At 60.5% G+C, this 19,835-nt stretch carries 17 protein-coding genes and 1 pseudogene; 4 read left to right on the plus strand and 14 right to left on the minus strand.

Features of this window, described 5'->3' with window-relative positions:
* Window positions 1-342 (minus strand): pyridoxal-phosphate dependent enzyme (locus SLW75_RS16640; protein WP_410934965.1); only part of this gene is annotated, 342 nt, incomplete at its 3' end.
* A gap of 154 nt (window positions 343-496) precedes the next feature.
* Here SLW75_RS16640 and rpiA point away from each other — a divergent pair.
* The gene (rpiA, locus tag SLW75_RS16645) at window positions 497-1,168 is read left to right on the plus strand and encodes a ribose-5-phosphate isomerase RpiA (protein WP_192130844.1); all 672 of its coding nucleotides are present in this window, start codon (window positions 497-499) and stop codon (window positions 1,166-1,168) included.
* A gap of 107 nt (window positions 1,169-1,275) precedes the next feature.
* Here the strand turns inward: rpiA and SLW75_RS16650 are convergent, their stop codons facing one another.
* The 4 genes from SLW75_RS16650 to SLW75_RS16665 form a co-directional block, all read right to left on the minus strand.
* Window positions 1,276-2,187, minus strand: coding sequence for an SdiA-regulated domain-containing protein (locus tag SLW75_RS16650; RefSeq protein WP_296311403.1), 912 nt, complete (start codon window positions 2,185-2,187; stop codon window positions 1,276-1,278).
* Between the two features lie 139 nt (window positions 2,188-2,326).
* Window positions 2,327-3,226 carry an SdiA-regulated domain-containing protein gene (locus tag SLW75_RS16655; RefSeq protein ID WP_410934966.1) on the minus strand — a complete coding sequence of 300 codons (900 nt, stop codon included), beginning with the start codon at window positions 3,224-3,226 and terminating at the stop codon, window positions 2,327-2,329.
* Window positions 3,223-3,891 carry a fumarylacetoacetate hydrolase family protein gene (locus tag SLW75_RS16660; protein ID WP_065987348.1) on the minus strand — a complete coding sequence of 223 codons (669 nt, stop codon included), beginning with the start codon at window positions 3,889-3,891 and terminating at the stop codon, window positions 3,223-3,225. Before SLW75_RS16660 ends, SLW75_RS16655 begins: the two co-directional genes overlap by 4 nt.
* A gap of 38 nt (window positions 3,892-3,929) precedes the next feature.
* A complete protein-coding gene (locus tag SLW75_RS16665) occupies window positions 3,930-5,324 on the minus strand; it encodes an FAD-binding oxidoreductase (RefSeq protein WP_410935178.1) in 1,395 nt (464 codons plus the stop codon).
* Between the two features lie 170 nt (window positions 5,325-5,494).
* Between SLW75_RS16665 and serA the strand changes: the two genes are divergently transcribed.
* Window positions 5,495-6,724 (plus strand): phosphoglycerate dehydrogenase, encoded by a 1,230-nt coding sequence (gene serA / locus SLW75_RS16670; RefSeq protein WP_065987350.1) that lies wholly within the window; start codon window positions 5,495-5,497, stop codon window positions 6,722-6,724.
* A gap of 105 nt (window positions 6,725-6,829) precedes the next feature.
* Here serA and SLW75_RS16675 read toward each other — a convergent pair whose 3' ends face one another.
* Together SLW75_RS16675 and SLW75_RS16680 are read right to left on the minus strand one after the other, a co-directional pair.
* Window positions 6,830-7,267 carry a DUF4399 domain-containing protein gene (locus tag SLW75_RS16675; RefSeq protein WP_122622878.1) on the minus strand — a complete coding sequence of 146 codons (438 nt, stop codon included), beginning with the start codon at window positions 7,265-7,267 and terminating at the stop codon, window positions 6,830-6,832.
* Window positions 7,268-7,446: 179 nt separating this feature from the next.
* On the minus strand, window positions 7,447-8,085 hold the full coding sequence (locus tag SLW75_RS16680; RefSeq protein ID WP_065987352.1) for a 2OG-Fe(II) oxygenase: 639 nt from the start codon (window positions 8,083-8,085) through the stop codon (window positions 7,447-7,449).
* A gap of 195 nt (window positions 8,086-8,280) precedes the next feature.
* Between SLW75_RS16680 and SLW75_RS16685 the strand changes: the two genes are divergently transcribed.
* Window positions 8,281-9,021 carry a DUF2059 domain-containing protein gene (locus SLW75_RS16685; protein ID WP_065987353.1) on the plus strand — a complete coding sequence of 247 codons (741 nt, stop codon included), beginning with the start codon at window positions 8,281-8,283 and terminating at the stop codon, window positions 9,019-9,021.
* Between the two features lie 135 nt (window positions 9,022-9,156).
* On the opposite strand, the gene SLW75_RS16690 is transcribed toward SLW75_RS16685, so the two are convergent.
* Window positions 9,157-10,098, minus strand: coding sequence for an alpha/beta hydrolase (locus SLW75_RS16690; RefSeq protein WP_410934967.1), 942 nt, complete (start codon window positions 10,096-10,098; stop codon window positions 9,157-9,159).
* A gap of 165 nt (window positions 10,099-10,263) precedes the next feature.
* Here SLW75_RS16690 and SLW75_RS16695 point away from each other — a divergent pair.
* Window positions 10,264-12,681 (plus strand): annotated as a pseudogene (locus tag SLW75_RS16695) (penicillin acylase family protein).
* A 239-nt stretch (window positions 12,682-12,920) separates the two neighbouring features.
* On the opposite strand, the gene SLW75_RS16700 reads toward SLW75_RS16695, so the two are convergent.
* The 6 genes from SLW75_RS16700 to SLW75_RS16725 all read right to left on the minus strand — a co-directional run bounded on the left by SLW75_RS16700 (window position 12,921) and on the right by SLW75_RS16725 (window position 19,830).
* Window positions 12,921-13,811 carry an ABC transporter permease subunit gene (locus SLW75_RS16700; RefSeq protein WP_410934968.1) on the minus strand — a complete coding sequence of 297 codons (891 nt, stop codon included), beginning with the start codon at window positions 13,809-13,811 and terminating at the stop codon, window positions 12,921-12,923.
* Window positions 13,808-14,728 carry an ABC transporter permease subunit gene (locus SLW75_RS16705; protein WP_065987357.1) on the minus strand — a complete coding sequence of 307 codons (921 nt, stop codon included), beginning with the start codon at window positions 14,726-14,728 and terminating at the stop codon, window positions 13,808-13,810. Before SLW75_RS16705 ends, SLW75_RS16700 begins: the two co-directional genes overlap by 4 nt.
* The gene (gene potA / locus SLW75_RS16710; RefSeq protein ID WP_065987358.1) at window positions 14,725-15,867 is read right to left on the minus strand and encodes a polyamine ABC transporter ATP-binding protein; all 1,143 of its coding nucleotides are present in this window, start codon (window positions 15,865-15,867) and stop codon (window positions 14,725-14,727) included. The genes SLW75_RS16705 and potA overlap by 4 nt, the downstream gene beginning before the upstream one ends.
* Before the next feature lie 56 nt (window positions 15,868-15,923).
* Entirely contained in the window at window positions 15,924-17,018 is a 1,095-nt protein-coding gene (locus SLW75_RS16715; protein WP_065987359.1) for a polyamine ABC transporter substrate-binding protein, read from the minus strand.
* Between the two features lie 276 nt (window positions 17,019-17,294).
* The gene (locus SLW75_RS16720; RefSeq protein ID WP_065987360.1) at window positions 17,295-18,392 is read right to left on the minus strand and encodes a polyamine ABC transporter substrate-binding protein; all 1,098 of its coding nucleotides are present in this window, start codon (window positions 18,390-18,392) and stop codon (window positions 17,295-17,297) included.
* Window positions 18,393-18,465: 73 nt separating this feature from the next.
* A complete protein-coding gene (locus SLW75_RS16725; protein ID WP_410928165.1) occupies window positions 18,466-19,830 on the minus strand; it encodes an aspartate aminotransferase family protein in 1,365 nt (454 codons plus the stop codon).
* Between the last annotated feature and the right edge of the window lie 5 nt (window positions 19,831-19,835).

Below are 19,835 nucleotides of genomic sequence, written 5' to 3' on the forward strand. Positions count from 1 at the left end.
GCCCCGGGAGCGCACGCCTTCGACCTTGATCTCCGGCGTGGTCTTCGGCATCACGATGGTGGCCGACACGCCCAAGGTCTTCGCCGCCAGCGCCAGGCCTTGGGCATGGTTGCCCGCCGACGCCGTCACCACGCCCCGCGCCAGTTCTTCCGGGCTCAGCTGCGCCAGCTTGTTGTAGGCGCCACGAATCTTGAAGGAGTAAACGGGCTGGAGGTCCTCGCGCTTGAGCAGCACGTTGTTGCCAAGGCGCTCGGAGAGCTGGCGAGCGGCGTGCAGCGGGGTTTCCACGGCAACGTCGTACACGCGGGAGTTAAGGATCTTTTTGACGTAGTGCTCGAGCATCGGGGAAGAATCGCTGGCGAAGGGGCAAGACCCGGAAGTCTACCCCTCGGCCCGGCGCACGACCATATCAAGACTCAGGCTTTGACCACGGCATGTCGTTATACTGCCGGCCCTCGGACCTATCGCTATTCCCTGTAACCGGAGCCCACCTCGCATGACCCAGGATCAACTCAAACAGGCCGTTGCCCAGGCCGCCGTCGATTTCATCCTTCCGAAGCTCGACGACAAAAGCGTCGTGGGCGTGGGCACCGGCTCTACCGCCAATTGCTTCATCGACGCGCTGGCCCTCCACAAAGGCGCGTTCGACGGCGCGGTCGCGAGCTCCGACGCAACGGCCGCACGCCTCAAGGGCCACGGCATTCCGGTGTATGAGCTGAACACGGTCAGCGACCTGGAGTTTTACGTCGACGGCGCCGACGAAAGCGACGAGCACCTGAACCTGATCAAAGGCGGCGGCGCAGCCCTGACCCGCGAGAAGATCGTCGCCGCTGTGGCCAAAACCTTCATCTGCATCGCCGACGCCAGCAAGCTGGTGCCGGTGCTGGGCGCGTTTCCCCTGCCGGTTGAAGTGATCCCGATGGCCCGCAGCCACGTGGCCCGAGAACTGGTGAAGCTGGGCGGCGACCCGGTCTACCGCGAGGGCGTGCTGACGGACAACGGCAACATCATCCTCGATGTGCACAACATGAACATCACCAACCCGGTGGAAGCGGAAGCGCAGATCAACAACATCGTCGGCGTCGTCACCAACGGCCTGTTCGCCGCGCGCCCGGCGGATCTGCTGCTGCTGGGCACCCAGGAAGGCGTAAAAACCCTCAAGCGCTGATTGTTGCGGGGCAAGGCTGATTTTGCTGGACAGCGGTGGGCTGGGGATCTCGGTCACGCCCACCCGTGATGCGCAGCTCTCCCAACCTCGCCACATCCAGCGCCGGGTTAGCGTTTCTTGAACACATAAAACAGGTTCGGCTCACTGACAACGTACAACGTGCCGTCGTCCCCCATGGCGATGCCTTCAGCCTGGGGCACGCTTTTGCTCAGGCCCATGCTGCCCTTGGTCAGTGACACGTTAGCGACGGGCTTGCCCTCAGTGTCCAGCTCGAGAATCTGCCGCGACTCATCCGACAGCGCCAGCAAGTGCCCGCTGCGCTCATCGAACTGCAGACTGGAAAGGTCACGGACGAACAGGCCGGCATCCCGCTGCTTGCTGGACGTCACTTCCAGGATGTTCGGGGAATGGGTTCCGGCGTCAGGAAAGCCGCGCACTTCGATGATCTGCACCGGCCGCCGCTCTTTGGCGACGAACAGGCGGCGGCCCTGATTATCGTAGGCCAGGCCTTCGAAGCCGTTATTGCCGCCGGCATCCATGCCCAGGGTCAACTGCTCGGCATCGGCGGCGTCGAGGAATGTCGTGTCGTCATCCACGTGAACCTTGATCAGCCGCTGACTGTGCTCGTCACTGATGACGTAAATCCCGGGGCTGATGTATTCGACCGCTTCAGCGTCTCCGAACCCGGTCAGGGGAATTCGTCTGAGAATCCGCCCTTCCAGGCTCAGCTCGACCAGCTCGGGATTTTTGTTGGTCACGGTAAAGAGGGTCTTGCGTTGCGGATCGAAGCTGAGGGCCGAGACGTTAGCCGTCAGGCCGTCGATGGCCCGCGCCTCAATCTCGACCTCATAGGCGTCGAGGCCCAGCGCTTGCGCGTCGCTGGATTGCCAGAACACGTACCAGTTGAACCAGAGCCGCTCGATGACCCGGTATTCGCGCGCCACGAAAAAGGACGCGGTCAGTATCAACAGGACAAGTAACGTGAGCAGGACGCTCTGGAACGGGGACACACGACGCATGCAGGGGGCTCGACTTCAGTGGGGCGGCTTTAATATCACCGTATTCTGAAGCCAAACTGAAAGCGATGTGACATCTCGTTCCACCTTTTCAGAGCTCAAGCGAAAGTGGGCAGACCATCAAGTCGAAACCGGCCCGGCGTCACTGCCGCTTGAAGGTGTAAAACAGGTTGGGCTCGCTGACCATGTAAATGGTGCCGTTCTCGTCCATCGCCACCCCTTCGGCGCGCGGGATGGTCTGGCTCAGCCCGTTGAAACCATGCAGCAGCGTCATGAAGCTGACCTGATTCCCCTTGCCGTCCAGTTCCAGCAGCATGTGCGACTCGGCGGACAGCACCAGCAAATGCCCGGTCCTCTGGTCCGCGTACAGGGACGACAGATTGCGCACGATCAGGTTGTCGTTGATCAGCTTGCGCTTCTCGCCCTTCACTTCGCTGCTGCCGTCGGCCTTCCAGCTGTACAACGCCGGCGGACGCTCTTCGCCAAACAGGAACTGCTGATCCCGAGGGTCCCAGGCGATGCCTTCGAAGGCTTTGTTCTGATCCTTCGAGGGACCCAGGTCGTACTTGGGGAAGTCGGCGATGTTGAGGGTTTTGGTTTCAGGCGTGACGTGGACGATGGTCATCAGGTGCTGACGCTCATCGACGATGGCAATCAGGCCGTCGCCAAGAACGGCTACACCCTCGGGGTTGCCCCAGCCTACAAGCGGGATTTTGCGAATGACGTCGCCGGTCAGCGTGATCTCGGAAAGGAAAGGGTTTTTGCCCATCACCGAATACAGGGTTTTGGTCGCCGGGTCGTAGGACAGGTCCGAGGCCTCGTCCTCTTCCATGCCGGGCAGCGGCTTGGCGTCGATGTCGACCTTGTAATCCGGCAGCCAGATGCCCGCTGCGCGCTCGGCCTGCGTGACGTTGCGCTCGCGCAGCCACAACAGGCCGCGATCGTCCCAGTGCCACGCATAAGACAGACCGGCTAAAATTACCAGCGCTGCAACGAACAACCACCACCAGCGGAAACGCGCACGGCTTTTACGCTGTGTCATCCGCGCACGTCGCTTTCGAAACGGCTCTGGCCAGTCAGCTCCAGCACGATCTCATCGCCAACAGTGAACGGTCCTACGCCTGCGGGCGTGCCGGTCATGATCAGGTCGCCGGCCTGCAGCGAGAACTGCGAGGCCATGTGCTGGATCATCGGCACGATCGGGTTGAGCATGTGGCTGCTGTTGCCGTCCTGACGGACTTCGCCGTTGATGGTCAGGCGAATCGCGATGTCGGTCAGATCGGGGTAGGCGTCAGCGGATACGAACGGCGCAATGACCGCCGCGCCGTCGAACGACTTGGCGATTTCCCAGGGCAGGCCTTTCTCTTTCAGCTTCGACTGCACGTCGCGCAGCGTCAGGTCCAGGCCCGGAGCGAAGCCGGAGATCGCATCGAGGACTTCTTCGCGGCTCGGGTTCTTGCTCAGCGGCTTGCCGATCAGCACGACGATCTCGGCTTCGTAGTGCACCGAACCCCGGTCCTGAGGAATGCTGAAGCCCCCCTCGATACCGACCACGCAGCTGCCCGGTTTGATGAACAGCAATGGCTCGGTCGGTACCGGGTTGTCCAGTTCCTTGGCGTGCTCGGCGTAATTTCGGCCGATGCAGACGACTTTACCGAGCGGAAAGTGAACCTTGGTGCCGTCGACGTACTTGTGCTGATAGCTCATGAGCGCTCCTGAGAAGCTTGTTGTAATGGGGGAACCGCTTACACCGCGAAGATTTTACCGGGGTTCATGATGCCGTTCGGGTCGAACACCGCTTTGACGGCCTTCATGTATTCGATTTCCACCGGCGAACGGCTGTAGTGCAGGTAGTCACGCTTGGTCATACCGACGCCGTGTTCTGCGGAGATCGAGCCGTTGTACTTCTGGACGATCTCGAACACCCACTTGTTCACCGTTGCGCACTTGGCAAAGAACTCGTCCTTGCTCAGGTTTTCCGGTTTGAGGATGTTCAGGTGCAGATTGCCGTCGCCGATATGGCCGAACCATACGATTTCGAAATCCGGGTAATGCTGGCCAACGATCGCGTCCACTTCAGTGAGAAACGCCGGGACCTTCGAAACGGTGACCGAGATGTCGTTCTTGTACGGCGTGAAGTGGGAGATGGTTTCAGAAATGTATTCGCGCAGCTTCCACAGATTCTGCAGTTGCTGCTCGCTCTGGCTCATCACGCCATCCAGCACCCAGCCCTGCTCAACACAGTGCTCGAAGGTTTCCAGCGCGTGGTTGGCCACTTCTTCGGTGGTCGCTTCGAATTCCAGCAGTGCGTAGAACGGGCAATCGGTTTCGAACGGGGACGGCACGTCACCGCGCGCCATGACCTTGGCCAGCGCCTTGTCCGAGAAGAACTCGAATGCGGTCAGGTCCAGCTTGCTCTGGAACGCGTGCAGCACCGGCATGATGGCGTTGAAATCGGTGGTACCGAGAACCATCGCGGTAAGGTTTTTCGGCGCGCGGTCCAGCCGCATGGTCGCTTCGACCACAAACCCCAGCGTGCCTTCGGCGCCAATGAACAGCTGACGCATGTCGTAGCCGGTGGCGTTTTTGATGAGGTCTTTGTTCAGCTCGAGAAGGTCGCCCTTGCCGGTGACGACTTTGAGGCCCGCGACCCAGTTGCGGGTCATGCCGTAGCGAATCACTTTGATCCCGCCGGCGTTGGTGCCTATGTTGCCGCCGATATTACTGGAGCCTGAAGACGCGAAGTCCACCGGGTAATACAAGCCGTTTTCTTCGGCGAGATTCTGCAGCTGCTTGGTGACCACGCCTGGCTGGCAGATGGCAGTGCGGTCTGTCAGGTTGAGTTCGAGCACCTGATTCATGTAATCGAAGTTGACGACCACCTCACCGTTGGCGGCAACGGCGGCGGCGGACAACCCGGTGCGACCACCCGACGGCACCAGCGCAACCTTGCGTTCGTTGGCCCAGCGGACGATCGCCTGCACCTGTTCGGTGGTCTTGGGAAAGACGATGGCGGTGGGCGCCGGGGCGAAATGTTTGGTCCAGTCCTTGCCGTAGGTTTCGAGGGAATCGGCGTCGGTCAGGACCTTGCCGGGCTCAACCAGGGTCTTCAGCTCATCTATCAGCGCAGGATGGGTCATCAACAGAACTCTCGAACAATTCATGGTCATCCTGAGAACGGCTCACGTCCAGGAATGGGGTGTTTCGCGGGGTGCATATGCTAGCATACGCCCCCCGCCAATCGAGCTTTCGGCCGATTTGCGCGCGCTTCACTTACTGCCATTTCTCTCCGGGACACAGGTTTACGCAGATGAGCAAGACTTCCCTCGACAAGAGCAAGATCAAGTTCCTTCTTCTCGAAGGCGTCCACCAGTCCGCGGTCGACGTCCTCAAGGCCGCCGGTTACACCAGCATTGAGTACCACACCAAGTCTCTGCCGGAAGCCGAACTGAAGGAAAAGATTGCCGACGCTCATTTCATCGGTATTCGTTCCCGCACCCAACTGACTGAAGAACTGTTCGACAGCGCCAAGAAACTGGTCGCGGTCGGCTGCTTCTGCATCGGTACCAACCAGGTTGATCTGAACGCAGCCCGCGAACGCGGCATCGCTGTGTTCAACGCCCCCTACTCCAACACCCGTTCGGTGGCGGAGCTGGTGCTGGCCGAGGCCATCCTGTTGCTGCGCGGTATCCCGGAGAAGAACGCTTCCTGCCATCGCGGTGGCTGGATCAAGAGCGCGGCCAATTCGTTCGAGATTCGTGGCAAAAAGCTCGGCATCATCGGCTACGGCTCGATCGGCACTCAGCTGTCGGTCCTGGCTGAAGGCCTGGGCATGCAGGTGTACTTCTACGACACCCTGACCAAGCTGCCGCTGGGCAACGCCACTCAGGTATCCAGCCTGAACGAGCTGCTGGGCATGTCCGACATCGTCACCCTGCACGTTCCGGAAACCAACGAAACCCAGTGGATGATCGGCGAGAAAGAAATTCGCACGATGAAGAAGGGCGCCATCCTGATCAACGCAGCGCGCGGCACGGTGGTCGAGCTCGACGCCCTGGCTGAAGCGATCAAGGATCAGCACCTGATCGGCGCGGCCATCGACGTGTTCCCGGTCGAGCCCCGCTCCAACGACGACGTGTTCGAAAGCCCGCTGCGCGGCCTGGACAACGTGATCCTGACCCCGCACATCGGCGGCTCGACCGCTGAGGCCCAGGCCAACATCGGTCTGGAAGTGGCAGAGAAACTGGTCAAGTACAGCGACAACGGTACGTCGGTTTCTTCCGTCAACTTCCCGGAAGTGGCCCTGCCGGCTCACCCGGGCAAGCACCGCCTGCTGCACATCCACCAGAACATCCCGGGCGTACTAATGGAGATCAACAAGGTCTTCGCGGAAAACGGCATCAACATCTCCGGTCAGTTCCTGCAGACCAACGAGAAAGTCGGTTACGTGGTCATCGACGTCGACGCCGAGTACTCCGATCTGGCGCAAGAGAAACTGCAGCACATCAACGGCACCATCCGTAGCCGCGTTCTGTTCTAGGACGTTGGTTCCAAGGTGATAAAAAAGGAGACCTTCGGGTCTCCTTTTTTTGTGCGCGAATCAGGCAACACGCCGGCTGTGCGCAAGACACCCTTCTGCAGCGTGTCATTTCACCGTGATGGTGATCTTCTGCGACTCGACCGGTGGATTCAGCGGAACGTGGTTCTTGTCGCCGACCAGCAGTTGCAGGGTGTGCTGGCCCGGCGTGAGGTTCAGCTCGGTTTCGGTCTGGCCTTTGCCGAAGTGGCGGATGTTGTCGGTGGTCGGCAGCGGCGCGGTCATGTCGGGCTGATCCTTGACGTCGATCAGCAGGTGGTGATGACCGGTGTCCGGGACGTCCACACCGGCCGGCGCGACGCCCATGCCCTTGAGACCGAATTGCACCTTGAATGCGCCGTTGACGGTCGCGCCGTCCTTCGGCGAGATGATGTAAACCTCTGCGCCCGCTGGGGAGGCAGTGCGCGGCATGTCGGCGGCCTGGGCCAGCAAGCTCGCCCCCAACAGCAGTCCAGTCAGGGCAGTTCTCGCGAATAACGTCTTCATGATCTCTCCGTTTTTATCGATGTGCGATTGGCGGGTTCGGGGATTGAAGCCTCTTCATCCGACAGCCAACCGCTCAGGAACGACCTTTACCTTAGCTGCGGTTGGACGCGAAGTATTTCGCTGAGTGGCTGGATGTAGAAGATTTCATGTTGGGCGGATGCAGACGGACAGCAAGCCAGTTACAACTCGAACGGCTCGTTCCCGCGCCGCCTGAACCAGCCGGTCAGCGACAGCCGCTCACGGGTGGACGGCATGACTTCGTGGGGCATGTCGCCCGAGAGGAACACAACCAGACAGCCGCCGGTAGGCTGCACGTCATACTCGACGCCGTCCTTGAGGTACATCCGCAACTGGCCGCCGTGCTCCGGCAACCAGCCGTCGTTGAGATAAACAACCGCCGAGACCATGCGTTTGTCGTCATCGCGAAAACGGTCCACGTGCTTGAGATAGAAGGCCCCCGGCGGATACAGCGCGAAGTGACTTTCGTAATCCTCCAGGCCCAGAAACAGGCCTCGGTTCAGCGCCTGACGCAGGCTCTCCATCAGGTCCAGATAGCGATCGCACGGCTCGGCCTGCCCCGCTTCCAGCCACTGAATGTGATCGCCGCGAATCCCCTCGCGAACTTCCTGCGCCGGCCCGCGCCCCACAGCAGCAGGCGCCAGCTCGCCTTGAACGGCACGCGTGCGGCATTCAAGCGCCAGCTCGCGGGTCAGGGTGTCGGGCAGGAAGATGTTCTGCTGCGACCAGCCACGCTCGGCCAGGTCGTCGACGATTCGCAACAGCAGCGGGTGATCAGGGGATATGCGCATGGCGCGCATAGTATCCATACGCCGATTAATCCGACAGGGCCTGCAGTCCGGCGAATGAGGAATATTTTTACGGGTTTGAATACGCCCGGCGGTTTTGCCCTACCGCTGATCGAACCTGAGGTTTTTAGCGGAGTCTGGCAAGTGTTAACTCGACAAATCCCCGCTGCCCCACCGAGAATGGCGGCCTGCCGACAGGAGTCTCTAATGCGCCGTCTGTTTTTCCTGCTGTTGATGTTCTGCACTTTGCCCGCCTGGGCAGACGGCCACGATCAGCTGTACACGCTCGCCGGCTGGCCGGAACAACGCGCTCATTTTGTCGATGCCCTCAAAGCCGCCCAGCAGCGTTACCGCAACAGCCTTCCACCGGCCGTGTTCGACGCTCTGGTGAGCAACAGCAATCAGCGTTTCGCGCCGCAGGCGATGGACCAGCGCGGGGAGCAAATGCTGCGCCAGACGCTGCAGGACCCGAACCCGGCGCTGCAGTTTTTCCAGTCGCCCCTTGGCCGCAAGATCGTCAATGCCGAGCTCACCGCCACGCGCCCGGACCAACTGGCCAAAAACGCCCAAGGCCTGCCGCACATCCAGGCGGATGACAATCGTCTGCTGATCATCGGCCACCTGGCCAACGCCCTTCCCGCCAAGGAAGCCGGCGCTGAGGTCAGCATGGCGATTGCAGGCGTCGCTGCCGACAGTCTGAGTTCGATGATTCCAGGCCTGATGGGCGGCGGAACGACCCAGGCGATGCTCGACAGTCAGCGTCAGCGGCTCATGGGGCAGATCGGCAAGGACGTGAACAACACGCTGCTTTATGTGTACCGCGACCTGTCGGACGGCGAGCTGGACGAGTTCGCGACCTTTGCCGAGTCCAACGAAGGCAAGGCCTATTACAAGGCGGCGCTGGCAGCCGTTCGCGCGGGATTGGCGGTCGGGCAGACGGTCAAATGACGTTGGTAGGACCGGCTTCAGCCGGGAAGGTGACTGTTGGCACACCCTCCATCCTCCGGTGTGACGACTCAAGCCTTCCCGGCTAAAGCCGGTCCTGCATTCGCCATGTCAGCCGGCAAGGCTGCTCTTGGCGCCCTACCCCATCCTTTGGGTCAGAAACTCAAAAAACCGCGCGCGCAGCTCCGGTGACTCGTTGACCAGATGGTGACGCGCGTCGTGCAGCATGAAGATCTGCGGCTCGGCGAACTTGTCCTTGAGCACCGGCAGATTGTGTTTCCAGTCCACTGTCATGTCTGACTCGCCCTGCACGATCAGCGGGCTGCGGCGGCTGCGCGGCGCGCGTTCGATGCGCTCTATCCATTTCGCCAGCGCGCCCACCCACACCGTTGGCAAGCGTCGCGGCTGCAACGGGTCCGCCAGCAGAAAAGGCAGAAAGGTCGGGGCATTTGAGTTTTCGCTGAAGCGCCGGTCGATGGCTTTGACGAAGCCGCGCAGCAGGTAATAGCTGAGTTTCGACAAGGCCCAGCCACGGGGTCTCACCAGCGGCGCCAGCAGGATGATCTGACCCTGCGCCGGGCTGGCATCGCCATGATGAAGCAAGTGGTCGATGACAATCGCGCCGCCAGTGCTTTGCCCGCACAGGTGCCACGGCTTGGGCAGCGTGAGGCGCTCGGCTTCGACAAACAGCCGATCCAGCACCGCCTGATACTCTGCGAAGTCGGTAATGCTCGCCCGCGCCCCACTGGACAGTCCATGGCCCGGCAAGTCGCAGGCAATCACCGCCAGCCCAAGCCCCAACGCCCAGTCGATGACGTGACGGTACAGCCCGACGTGATCGTAAAAGCCGTGCATCAGCACCAGCGTCCCGACCGGCTGATCAGGCACCCACAGCTGCGTGACGATGTCGTAGCCGCCCACTTCAACGCGCCCGATCCGGCTACTGGTCGCGCCATTGGGCCCGAGCGCATTCAAACCGTAGAAACGCTGATAAGCCTGGGCCTCTTCAGATGGCGCCTGCAACGTGCTCAGCGGCAAGAGCTCAGCACGCAAATGGTCGGGGTCGAACGTGTCGGACATCGGAATTCCAGATGAGGGAGTGTAGGAAGCGGCCGCACGGAAGTGTCATCTGTCCGCAGCGGCGTGGCAAGTTGCGCCACTTAAATCCATGGGCGCTCCGTCTACCCAGTCGCGAGACAAATCTGTAGCCTGCAAAACCTTCCCGATTCTCATTTGAGCCCCCGGATGAAACGCAGCCTTTACGTCGTCGTCGCATTGTTGGTGCTCATCGGGGGCGCAGGCGCGTGGTACATCCACGGCAAGCAGCCGGTCCGCGATGGCAAGATGAGCCTCACCGGGCTGCAGGCCCCGGTCACCGTGCGTTACGACGAGCGGGGCGTGCCGCATATTCGCGCCGACAATCAGGACGATCTGTACCGCGCGCTGGGCTACGTCCACGCTCAGGACCGCCTGTTCCAGATGGAAATCCTGCGCAGGCTGGCGCGCGGGGAGCTCGCTGAAGTCCTTGGCCCCAAGCTGGTCAACACCGACAAGCTGTTCCGCAGCCTGCGTATCCGCGAACACGCCGATGCCTACGTCGCCCGCCAGGACAAAAACACGCCGGCGTGGAAGGCGCTGCAGGCGTATCTGGACGGCATCAACCAATATCAGGCGACACATCCCAAACCGATCGAGTTCGACGTGCTGGGCATTCGCGAGCGGCCGTTCACGGCGCAAGACACCCTCAGCGTCGGCGGGTATCTGGCGTACAGCTTCGCGGCCGCTTTTCGCACCGAGCCATTGATGACCTATGTGCGGGATCAACTGGGCCCGGAATACCTGAAAATCTTCGATCTGGACTGGCAGCCCAAAGGCGCGCTTGGGCAGTCTTCCGGGGGCAATCAAACGCCTGTGCTGACCGGCAACGACTGGAAAGGCCTAAATGACTTGGCGCTGCTCAGCCAGCAGGCACTGGAGAAAGCCGGCCTGCCGCAGTTCGAGGGCAGCAATGCCTGGGCGGTCTCCGGCAGCCGCACCCAGAGTGGCAAACCGCTGCTGGCGGGTGATCCGCACATTCGTTTCTCGGTACCGGCGGTCTGGTACGAAGCGCAGCTCACCGCTCCGGGTTTTGAGCTATACGGGCATTTTCAGGCGCTCAACCCCTTCGCCCTGCTCGGCCGCAACCTGGACTTCGGCTGGAGCCTGACCATGTTCCAGAACGATGATCTGGACCTGATCGCCGAGAAAACCAACCCCGACAATCCCGATCAAGTCTGGTATCACGGCGCCTGGGTGGACATGACGTCCCGCACCGAACAGATCGAGGTCAAGGGCGAACCTCCCGTCACCCTGACCCTGCGGCAGTCACCCCACGGCCCGATCGTCAATGACGCGCTGGGCGCCCCTGCTGCGCAACAGCCGAGCGGTACGCCGATTGCGATGTGGTGGTCGTTCCTCGAGTCGGACAACCCGATCCTCCAGGGCTTCTATGAAGCCAACCGCGCCGACACGCTGGACAAGATGCGCAGCGCCGCCGAGAAGATTCAGTCGCCGGGCCTGAACGTCGTTTACGCCAACGCCAGGGGTGATATCGGCTGGTGGGCTGCGGCACAGTTGCCCAGGCGGCCTGCGGGGGTCAATCCGACGTTCATTCTCGACGGCGCCTCCGAGCAGGCTGACAAGAATGGCTTCTACCCTTTCAGCGCAAACCCGTAGGAAGAGAACCCGACACGGGGTTATATCGTCTCGGCGAACTTCCAGCCGGTGTCAACTACGGGGATGGAGATTCCGGGCTATTACAATCTCCCCGAACGCGGTCGTCAGCTGAATAACCAACTGAGCAACGACAAGGTGAAATGGAATCTGGAGAACAGCAAAGCGCTGCAGCTCGGCACCCGGACGGATTACGCCGCACAGATGCTCACGCCGTTGATTCCGGTGCTGCGCCGGGTGGTGAGCGAGCCGGAGGAGCACGACTTGCTGGAGCGCATGGCGGCGTGGAACGGTGACTACTCAGTGGATTCGGTGGGGGCGACGCTGTTCAATCAGTTCCTGTTCAACCTGACCGATGAGGCTTTCCATGACGAGCTGAGCGACGGGCTGTTCACCACGCTGCTGTCGACCCGCCTCATTGACCTGGCGCTGCCGCGACTGGCGGCCGACGCGAATTCGCCGTGGTGGAACAATCGCCATTCTCGAGAGCCCGAGAGCCGCGACAACACGGTGAAGGTCGCCTGGCATGCCGCGGTCTCGCATTTGAAATCGCTGTACGGGCAGAACCCGGATGAGTGGACGTGGGGCAAGGCGCACACGCTGACCCACGAACATCTGCTGGGCAAACAGCCGCCGCTGGACATGCTGTTCAATGTCGGGCCGTTCGCGGCGCCCGGTACCCATGAGGTGCCGAACAACCTGTCAGCGAGCCTGGGCCCCGCGCCGTGGCCGGTGACGTACGGGCCATCGACGCGCCGCCTCATCGACTTCGCCGACCCGGCCCATGCTCTGGGCATTAACCCGGTGGGCCAGAGCGGCGTGCTGTTCGACCAGCACTACGCCGACCAGGCGCAACGCTACGTCAACGGCGAGTACGTGCCGGAGCGGTTCAGTGAAGGGGATGTGGCGGGCAACAGCAAAGAGGTATTGAGGTTAGTGCCGGGGCGTTAACCCCGTGTGAGTGATGATCGTCCCCACGCTCCGCGTGGGGATGCCGCCCGGGACGCTCCGCGTCCATCGCTGTGACGCGGAGCGTCAGGAGATGCATTCCCACGCAGAGCGTGGGAACGATCATTGACTGCCTGGCACACCGACTGTAGGACCGGCTTTAGCCGGGAAGGCGTAGTGCGTTACGCCGCAGATCCATAGCGCACGCACTGGCCTCTTCCCGGCTGAAGCCGGTCCTACTATCAAACCGACTCGACCACCTTCGCACGGCGTATGTCCGGCTGTTTCCAGCCGTCTGCTGCGGCTTCTTCAATGGCTTGCTGGATCGCGCGTTTGCGGTTGTTTTCCGCGCGGCGGCTGAAGAACCAGACCAGGAAGGTCGCAATCGACACCGCCAGCAGAATCAAGCTGGCAATCGCGTTGATCTCAGGCTTCACGCCCAGGCGCACTGCCGAGAACACTTCCATCGGCAGGGTCGTCGAGCCCGGGCCGGAGACGAAGCTCGCCAGCACCAGGTCGTCCAGCGACAGCGCGAAGGACATCATCGCCCCGGCTGCCAGCGATGGCGCGATCATGGGAATGGTGATCAAAAAGAACACCTTCCATGGCCGTGCACCCAGGTCCATTGCCGCTTCTTCGATGGACATGTCCAGCTCACGCAGACGCGCCGACACCACCACCGCCACATACGCCGCACAGAACGTCGTGTGAGCGATCCAGATGGTGACGATGCCACGCTCCTCGGGCCAGCCGAGCAACTGCGCCATCGCCACGAACAGCAGCAACAGCGACAGACCGGTAATCACTTCCGGCATCACCAGTGGCGCGGTGACCAGGCCGCCAAAGAACGTCTTGCCCTTGAAGCGGGTGATGCGCGTCAGCACGAACGCCGCCATGGTGCCCAGCGCCACGGCAGCGATTGACGTGTAGAGGGCGATTTCCAGCGAGCGCATGACCGCGCTCATCAATTGCGTGTTGTCGAGCAGCCCGACATACCACTTCACCGACCAGCCACCCCAGACTGTTACCAGCTTGGAGGCGTTGAACGAGTAGATCACCAGAATGACCATGGGCGCGTAGATGAAGATCAGGCCCAGCAACAACATCAGGTTCGAGAATCGGAAGCCTCTCATGCCTTGCCCTCCAGCTCTTTGGCCTGACTGCGGTTGAACAGAATGATCGGGACGATGAGGATCAACAGCATCACCACCGCCAGCGACGACGCTACCGGCCAGTCACGGTTGTTGAAGAATTCCTGCCACAGCACTTTACCGATCATCAGCGTCTCGGGGCCGCCCAGCAGTTCGGGGATGACGAACTCGCCCACCACCGGAATGAACACCAACATGCAGCCAGCGATGATGCCGTTCTTGGACAGGGGTACGGTGATCTTCCAGAAGCTGTTGAAGGTGCTCGAACCCAGGTCCGATGCGGCTTCCAGCAGACTTTGATCGTGCTTCACCAGATTCGCGTACAGCGGCAGGATCATGAACGGCAGATACGAATACACCACGCCGATGTACACCGCGAGATTGGTGTTCAGGATCTGCAACGGCTCGCTGATCACGCCCAGCCACATCAGGAAAGCGTTGAGCAGGCCGTTGTTGCTGAGGATGCCCATCCATGCGTAGACGCGGATCAGGATCGCGGTCCAGGTCGGCATCATGATCAACAGCAGCAACACCGTCTGTATTTCTTTGCGGGCGATGGAGATGCCGTACGCCATCGGATAGCCGATCAACAGGCACAACACCGTGCTGATGAACGCCATCTTCAACGAGCCGAGATACGCCGAGATGTACAGGTCGTCACTGGTCAACAGCGCGTAGTTGGCGAAGTTGAGCACGATGTCGAGCTTCTGCTCGACGAAGGTGAAGATCTCGGTGTACGGCGGAATCGCTACATCGGCTTCAGCGAAGCTGATCTTGATAACGATCAGAAACGGCAGCGCGAAAAACAGAAACAGCCAAAGGAACGGCACGCCGATAACGGCCTGGCGCCCGGTGGGTTTTATTCGATTGAAAGCCCGTTTTATCTTTCGGATTTTCATGAGCGCAACACCACGCCGCTGTCGTCTTCCCACCAGACGAAGACTTCGTCGTCCCAGGTCGGCCGTGTGCCCTGGCGCTCGGCGTTGGCGACAAACGACTGCACCAGCTTGCCCGACGGCAGCTTCACATAGAACACCGAGTGACCGCCCAGATAGGCGATGTCGTGTACCTTGCCCCGGGACCAGTTGTGCTCGAATGACGGCTGTTCGGTGGTCACCAGCAGCTTTTCAGGGCGCAGCGCGTAGGTAATGCGCTTGTCTTCCACTGACGTGGTGACGCCGTGGCCGACATAGATCTTGCGCTCCAGCTCAGGGCTGCTGATCAGGGCGTGGCCTTCCATGTCTTCGATGACTTCACCGTCGAACAGGTTGACGTTACCGATGAACTCGCACACCAGGCGGCTGGTCGGCGTTTCGTAGATATCAATTGGGCTGCCGATCTGCGCGATCCAGCCCAGGTGCATGATCGCGATGCGCTCGGCCATGGTCATGGCCTCTTCCTGGTCGTGGGTCACCATCACGCAGGTCACGCCGACGCGCTCGATGATTTCCACCAACTCCAGCTGCATCTGCGAACGCAGTTTTTTGTCCAGCGCGCCCATGGGCTCGTCGAGCAGCAGCAGTTTCGGCTTCTTCGCCAGCGAACGCGCCAGTGCCACACGCTGACGCTGACCGCCGGACAACTGATGCGGCTTGCGCTTGGCGTACTGGGTCATCTGCACCAGTTTGAGCATCTCGGCGACCCGCGCTTCGATCTCGGCCTTGGGCAGTTTGTCCTGCTGCAGACCGAAAGCGATGTTCTGTGCCACAGTCATGTGCGGAAACAACGCGTAGGACTGGAACATCATGTTGATCGGACGTTCGTACGGCGGCATGTCGGTGATGTCGACGCCGTCGAGGTAAATGCGCCCTTCGGTCGGGCGTTCGAAGCCGGCAAGCATGCGCAGCAGGGTCGATTTCCCCGAGCCGGAGCCGCCGAGCAGGGCGAAAATTTCACCCTTGTTGATCTGCAGAGACACGTCGTCCACAGCAATCGTCTCATCGAACTTCTTCGTGACCCGATCGATTTTGACCAGCACCTGTTTCGGTTGCTGACCACCCTCAAGGGATTTCTTGTAGGCGCCGGAGGCAACTGCCATGGGTGAAACTCCCAACTGTTTTTGCGCCCGGCCAATGGGGTCGGGCGCCAAGGTCTTTATTTACCGGTTTTGATCTTCGTCCAGCTGCGCGTCATGATGCGCTGGATCTTGGGCGGCAGCTCGGAGTTGACGTACAGGCGCGCCTGTATGTCCTTCGAAGGATAAACCGCCTCGTCGTTGCGAATGTCCTGATCCATCAAAGCGCCCGAAGCCGGGTTCGGGTTGGCGTAACCCACCTGGTCACTGACCTTGGCGATCACGTCGGGTTTGAGGATGTAGTTGATAAACGCATGAGCGGCCTTCACGTCCGGCGCATCCGAAGGAATGGCGAGCATGTCGAACCACAGGTTGCCGCCCTCTTTCGGGATCGAGTAGGCAATCTTGACGCCCTTGCCGGCTTCTGCGGCACGGGCCTTGGCCTGGAAGACGTCACCGGAGAAACCGGCCGCGATGCAGATGTCGCCGTTGGCCAGGTCAGTAATGTACTTGGACGAGTTGAAATAGGTCACGTACGGGCGGACCTTGAGCAGCTTGGCTTCGGCCGCCTTGTAGTCTTTCTCGTCGGTGCTGTTCGGATTCATCCCCATGTAGTTGAGGACTGCGGGCAGCATCTCGTCAGCCGAGTCGAGGAACGCGACGCCACATTTCTGCAGCTTCTTGATGTTCTCGGGCTCGAACAGCGTGGCCCAGGAATCGATGGTGTCGACGCCCAGCACTTCCTTGATCTTGTCGACGTTGTAGCCGATGCCGTTGGTGCCCCACAGGTACGGCACGGCGTACTGGTTGCCCGGGTCGTTCTTCTCCAGGCGCTTGAGCAGTTCCGGGTCGAGGTTGGCGTAATTGGGCAGCTGCGATTTGTCGAGCTTCTGAAACGCCCCGGCCTTGATCTGTTTGCCGAGGAAGTGATTGGACGGCACAACCACGTCATACCCGGTGTGGCCCGCCAGCAGCTTGCCTTCCAGGGTTTCGTTGGAGTCGAAGACGTCGTACTTGGTCTTGATCCCGGTGCTGGACGTGAAGTCCTCCAGCGTTGTGGTGCCGATGTAATCGGACCAGTTATAAATGCGAACGGTGGAATCCGCGTAGGCACCGGCGGCGAGCGTAAGCCCGGCCCCGAGTAGCAAGCCTTTTGAAAATAAAGAAATAGACACGTGTGCAGTCCTTTTTTAGTAGGTGGGCCTGTTGCCCGTACCGATGACAGTGACGACTGCCTGTGACACATCCGGCGCGCAACTTACCTTCGATAAACCCTTCTCGCAAAAAAACTTTTTGTGACGCGGGTGTCATGACGGCTGACGCAAAACCTGTAGGAGTGAACTTGCTCGCGATTGCGGTGTGTCAGTCCTGCATTCATTTGAAGCAGTCAGCATTTGCGAGCAAGCTCGCTCCCACGGGTGCGCCGTACAGGACGACGCACCCGGTCAGGCTTATTTACCCGATTTGATGTTGGTCCAGCTGCGGGTCATCAGGCGTTGAGTCGCCGCCGGCAAGTCGGCGATCGCGTACAACTTGGCCAGAACGTCCGCTGGCGGGTATACGCCCGGGTCAGACGTGATGTCCTTGTCGACGAACTCGGTGGCCGCCTTGTTGCCGTTCGGGAAGTGAACGGAGTTGGTGATTTCAGCCATTACCTTCGGTTGCAGGATGAAGTTCATGAACTTGTAGGCGCCTTCGACGTTTTCGGCATCTTTCGGGATGGCGACCATGTCGTAGAAGCTGCCTGCACCTTCTTTCGGAATGTTGTAGCTGACTTTGACCTTGCCGCCCGCTTCTTCAGCGCGCGCCTTGGCCTGGTAGATGTCACCCGAGTAACCCACGGCGACGCAGATGTTGCCGTTGGCCAGGTCCGAGATGTACTTGGACGAGTGGAAGTAGGTGATCGAAGGACGAATCTTCTTGAACAGATCCTCGGCCTTCTGCAGGTCTTCCTTCTTCTGACTGTCGGTCGGCAGGCCCAGGTAATGCAGCGCCACTGGCAGCATTTCGGTTGGCGAGTCCAGGAAGCTGATCCCGCAGCCTTTCAGCTTGGCAGCGTTTTCTGGCTTGAACAGCAGGTCCCACGAGTTGACCGGTGCATCAGCGCCCAGGGCGGCTTTGACCTTTTCAGCGTTGTAGCCGATGCCGATCGAGCCCCACATGTACGGGAATGCGTGCTTGTTGTCCGGGTCGCTGATCGACACAGCTTTCAACAAGGCAGGGTCGAGGTTTTTGTAATTTGGCAGCTTGGACTTGTCCAGCTCCTGGTAGACGCCGGCCTTGATCTGCTTGGCCAGGAAGTTGTTCGACGGTACGACGATGTCGTAACCCGACTTACCGGCCAGCAACTTGGCTTCCAGGGTCTCGTTGCTGTCAAACACGTCGTACACCACTTTGATGCCCGACTCTTTCTCGAAATCGGCGATGGTGTTGGGTGCGATGTAATCGGACCAGTTATAGACGTGCAGGACTTTGTCATCGGCGTGTGCAGCGGCGGCCACTGCGCCCATGAGGGACAAGGCCAGGAGGGTTTTGCCAAATTTCTTCATTCGTACGGCTCCAGTGTTTTTTATGTAAGCGGCGTCTAGACGGCGGACAGTCTGGCAATTTCCCGATAAAAATTCAGCCCTGCAATGACTCAAGCGTCAGGTCCAGGCACTTGCGCGCCTTTTCAATCAGCTCGTCGATCTCGGCGGAGGTAATCACCAGCGGCGGCGAGATGATCATGGTGTCGCCCACGGCCCGCATGATCAGGCCATTGTTGAAGCAAAAAGTGCGGCAAATCATGCCTGCTCCTTTGCCGACATAGCGCTCCCGAGTCGCCTTATCCTTCACCAGTTCGATAGCGCCCAGCATGCCGACGCCCCGCACCTCACCCACCAGCGGGTGATCGCTCAGCTCGCGCAGACGCTTTTGCAAATAGGGTGCCGTTTGAGACTTCACCCGTTCGACGATCTTTTCTTCACTCAGAATGCGAATGTTCTCCAGCCCCACGGCTGCTGCCACCGGGTGACCGGAGTAGGTGAAACCGTGGTTGAAGTCGCCGCCCTCGTTCAGCACCTTGACCACTTCGTCGCGCACGATGACGCCACCCATGGGGATGTAGCCGGAGGTCAGGCCCTTGGCAATGGTCATGAGGTCAGGCTTGAGGTCGTAGAAGTCGCTGCCGAACCATTCGCCGGTGCGGCCAAAGCCACAGATGACTTCGTCGGCCACAAAGAGGATGTCGTATTTGGCCAGGATCTCTTTGATCTTCGGCCAGTAGGTGTCGGGCGGAACGATGACTCCGCCGGCGCCCTGAATCGGCTCGGCGATAAATGCGCCGACATTGTCCACGCCCAGTTCGAGAATCTTCTTCTCCAGCTGTTCGGCCGCCCAGACGCCGAACTCGTCGGGGGTCATGTCGCCGCCTTCACCGAACCAGTAAGGCTGCGGAATGTGCACGATGCCCGGAATCGGCAAATCGCCCTGCTCGTGCATGTAGGTCATGCCGCCCAGGCTCGCGCCGGCGACGGTCGAGCCGTGGTAACCGTTGACGCGGCTGATGATGACCTTCTTGCTCGGCTGGCCCTTGATCGCCCAGTAGTGACGCACCAGACGCAGCACCGTGTCGTTGCCTTCGGAGCCTGAACCGGTGAAGAACACGTGGTTCATGCCCTCGGGGGCAATGTCGGAAATGGCCTTGGCCAGTTGCAGTGCCGGCGGGTGAGCGGTCTGGAAGAACAGGTTGTAATAGGGCAGTTCGCGCATCTGCTTGCTGGCAGCATCCGCCAGTTCTTCGCGACCGTACCCGATAGCAACACACCAGAGCCCGGCCATGCCGTCGAGGATCTTGTTGCCTTCGCTGTCCCAGAGGTAAACGCCCTTGGCGTGGGTGATGATGCGCGGGCCTTTCTCTTTCAACTGCTTGAAATCGCTGAACGGCGCCAGGTGATGATCACTGCTGAGGGCTTGCCATTCGCGGGTTTGCGGGTTGTTGGAACTCATGAATC

It is taken from the genome of Pseudomonas sp. W5-01 (assembly GCF_046540435.1).
Classification (GTDB): domain Bacteria; phylum Pseudomonadota; class Gammaproteobacteria; order Pseudomonadales; family Pseudomonadaceae; genus Aquipseudomonas; species Aquipseudomonas graminis_B.